The organism is Fluviicola sp. (genome assembly GCF_030151805.1).
In the GTDB taxonomy this organism is placed as follows: Bacteria; Bacteroidota; Bacteroidia; order Flavobacteriales_D; family Crocinitomicaceae; genus Fluviicola.
Genome location: NZ_JASLCN010000373.1, coordinates 1 through 3,574, shown reverse-complemented (window position 1 = coordinate 3,574; position 3,574 = coordinate 1). Strand labels below are relative to the sequence as shown.

The following is a 3,574-nucleotide window of genomic DNA, read 5'->3' as shown; positions in this document are numbered from 1 at the left end:
AACTTTATTACAGTCCGGAAGGAATGATTCAAAAAACGGTGATCAATAAATCCAACCGCACACAGATTATTTCACAGGATACGACGATCGTCAAAACGAAGAAAACAGTTACAACAACGATCAAAGATTCCTTAGGCCGGTTGATTTCACAGCAACGACTGGAAAACGGACAGCTCGACGGAACTCAGATTACGGCAGGCCCTGATGGAAAAGCAATAAAAAGCACCTACAAAAAAGGGGAATTGGTTCCTGAAAAGGAAAAGAAACAAAAAGATTCTGAAACGAAAACAGAGAACACCGTTAAAGAAAAGAAAACCTTCAAAGAAAAAATGAGTACGTTCTGGGAAAAGCTGAAGTTCTGGAAGAAATTCAAGAAAAAAGACCAATCGGCAGAACCGAAAACGGATAAAAAGAGTAAAAAAGGAACGGAAACAAAGGAGCCTAAACAAGCGAAGCAACCAAAAGAAAAGAAGAAAGGCAAAGAATGATTCGTGCTTCTGCCATATCGTATGCTATTGTATTTGCCCTGTTTATCGGGTTGATTGCATCCAGCGTATTCTTTATTTTCAGCACGCAGAAACGAATCGAGATCATTCACACTTCCCGGGAGCATTTGTTGCTTGATTCTTATTACGGAATTCAACTCGGGCTTCAACGGGTTAAAGTGAATGATTCCCTGCAATACATTCATCCCAGCGGAGACACCAGCCTCATTCGCAAATTCTTGTGGGGGTCATATTACCTGATCACAACAGAAACAAAGAAAAACGAACGCAGTTTCAAACGATCGGCATTGGTAGGAAGCGAGTTTCAGCCATCCATTCCTTCTTTTGTTTTAAGAAGTGGTTCCGACGGATTGAAAATTGCCGGCGCAACCAAACTGGAAGGTTCTGTTTATGTTCCGGGAAAACGCGTCGATCTGGCATACATCGGTGGGAAAAATTACACCAATTCTCAAACGGTGTTCGGAGAAATCAATGACATCAAAGATCTGAAACTGAATTTGGCCAAAGATTTCGAGAACGTTTCTCCTCAAAATTTTGTCGGCAATCTGCGTCCAACCCCGTTTTTGTTCCAGGATACCACCGTGAGTTTTTTATCGGAAGGAGTTTACTATCAAACCTTGAATCCCCTTCACATAAAAACAAAACTGCAGGGAAAAATTATTCTGCACAGCTTCGATTCGTTAGTCATTTACCCGGAAGCCAGATTAAACAACATCATCCTCATTGCTCCGAAAATTTATATCAAACACGGATTTAAAGGAACATTGCAGGCATTGGCATCTGAAAAAATCATCCTGGAAGATTCTGTTACGCTGAATTATCCCAGCACACTGATTTTAAACGAACAAAAACCGGGCACTTTCGAAGAGCTTCATACCATTCATCTTGGAACGAATAGTTCTGTATTGGGAGGAATTCTGGTCACCACGCAGCAATTCGATTTCAGACGGCAACCGAAACTCCTGATCGAAAAAGATGCGGTTGTAGCCGGAATTATTTTCAATTCCGGAGTTACTGAAACGTACGGCGCTATCATTGGCAGTTTAAGCACTTCTTCAACACTGACGAAAACCGGAGGCGGCTCTTATACCAATCATTTGCTGGATGCCATCATTTCAACCAAACGCTTACCGAACGATTTTATTTGCCCGTCCTGGCTTGAGTTGTTTGCTTATACCCGAAAAAAAGTTATTTCATGCGAATCAAAAAGTTAAAAGCTTCCAGTGTCGCAGAAATAGCGATCGCCCTGTCGATCATTGCCATTTGTTTTGCATTGGGGTCCAGGTTATTTACGCAAAGTGCACGGTCAACCGTTCAGTTTCAGGAAGTAATCGAACAATCTGAATTTCAATCGTTGTTGTTTACAAACTATTCGTTGGATTCAAACACCTATGATTCCAAACAGTGGAACGATCAGTTGACAACGATTGAAATTACCACGGAAAAGAAAGATTCGACGCGGAAAGAAACGTTTAACCTGAATAACAGCATTCAAACAAAATGGACACAGGAATTTATCTGGCCTGAAAAATGATGAAAAAGCCATTCAATGACATAGCAGCCTTTTCCATCCTGGAACTAGCCATCGTGCTTTCCTTAACGGGACTGTTTATTTCGTTGTTTTTCCTGTCCGTCAATAGTTTCAACAAAACCATGCAGCAAGAAATTATCATTAAAGGTGAACTGAATCAGTTCTTCCAGTTCCGTTCCAATTTCTGGCTGGATATGGAAAAAGCAGATTCTTTTCAATTGTCCAAAAATCAATTGACCTGCTTTCATTCCTCCACACCGATTGTTTACAGTATTACGGACGAAAAATTAAGCCGTCATCACAAGGATCATCATACCTTGTTTGAGGTTTCTGCTCTTTCGATCGAAAAAACGAATCTGAACAATCATGAATTGGTGGAATTCAAACTGGAATGGAAAAACACGCCTTTTTCATTGAAATATCCGCTTCAAAAACAAAATTCAAATTATATCAACACCTATTTCAGCAAAAAGCTATGGATGGAGTAAACAAAACGAGTTTTCTAAAAAAAGATATCGTTTTGGGGAAACCGTTAAACGATAAATTCAAAGAGCACTTTTACGGTGAATTTGCAACCTTGATCGAAAGCGGGATTGATATGAGACGAGCTTTGCAATTGATTATTGATGAGCAGGAGAAAAAAGTCGTCAAGGCGCAAATCGAAACCATGCTCGATGATCTGATTAAAGGTAATTCCTTGTCTGAAACTATGCAGAAATCCGGGAATTTCACTCCATATGAATACCAAAGTATCCGCATCGGGGAAGAATCCGGAAGATTAAAAAACGTCCTTTTTTCACTCTCCAACTATTTTGCTTCGAAAGTGAAACTGAAGCGGCAGCTGGTCAGTGTTTTCACCTATCCGGCATTCGTATTTTCCATCACGGTGGGCGTCCTTTATTTCATGTTGAATTTCGTGGTTCCGATGTTCAAGGATGTTTTCAAACAATTCGGGCAGGAACTTCCCTGGTTGACGCTGAAGATTGTCTGGCTTTCCGAAAATTTCGGAGGTTTCATTTTCTACTTTTTATTAGCAGCCATTGGAATCGGATCCTATCTCTATTCCCAGCGAAACGAAGAATGGTTCCGTAAAGCGAGCGGAACTTTTGTATTGAAGATCCCGATCTTCGGAAAATTGATCCAAAAAATATACATCGCCCGGTTTTGTCAAAGTATGGCCTTACTCCTGGAAGCAAAAACTCCGTTGGTCAAAGCCTTGGATTTAGTCTCTGAAATGATCCGTTTTTACCCGATGCAGCAAATGATTTTGGCTACTAAAAAAGAAATTCTGGCAGGAAATTCATTGCACGAAGGACTTAGTCAGTTTGAAATTCTGGATAAAAGATTAATTTCGTTGATTAAAATCGCCGAAGAAATCAATCAGTTGGACCAAACATTCCAACGTTTAACAGTGCAATACAACGAAGAAATTGAATATCGGACAAAGATGATCGGGACCATCATTGAACCGGCCATCATTGTAATAATCGGAGGAATCGTAGGAGTCATCATGGTTTCTATGTACCTGCCGATGTTT

Annotated in this window: 5 protein-coding genes; all 5 read left to right on the top strand. The window is 40.3% G+C overall.

Annotation, left to right across the window (positions count from 1 at the left end):
- The coding region (locus Q1V93_RS14180; protein WP_300665577.1) for a hypothetical protein at positions 1-488 on the top strand (488 nt) is incomplete at its 5' end.
- Complete coding sequence (locus tag Q1V93_RS14175) at positions 485-1,720, top strand: hypothetical protein (protein ID WP_300665575.1); 1,236 nt, start codon at positions 485-487, stop codon at positions 1,718-1,720. The genes Q1V93_RS14180 and Q1V93_RS14175, both read left to right, overlap by 4 nt.
- A complete protein-coding gene (locus Q1V93_RS14170; RefSeq protein WP_300665574.1) occupies positions 1,702-2,040 on the top strand; it encodes a hypothetical protein in 339 nt (112 codons plus the stop codon). Before Q1V93_RS14175 ends, Q1V93_RS14170 begins: the two co-directional genes overlap by 19 nt.
- Positions 2,037-2,525, top strand: a complete 489-nt coding sequence (locus Q1V93_RS14165) for a hypothetical protein (protein ID WP_300665573.1) — start codon at positions 2,037-2,039, stop codon at positions 2,523-2,525. Before Q1V93_RS14170 ends, Q1V93_RS14165 begins: the two co-directional genes overlap by 4 nt.
- On the top strand, positions 2,513-3,574 hold a 1,062-nt coding region (locus tag Q1V93_RS14160), incomplete at its 3' end, for a type II secretion system F family protein (protein ID WP_300665572.1). The genes Q1V93_RS14165 and Q1V93_RS14160, both read left to right, overlap by 13 nt.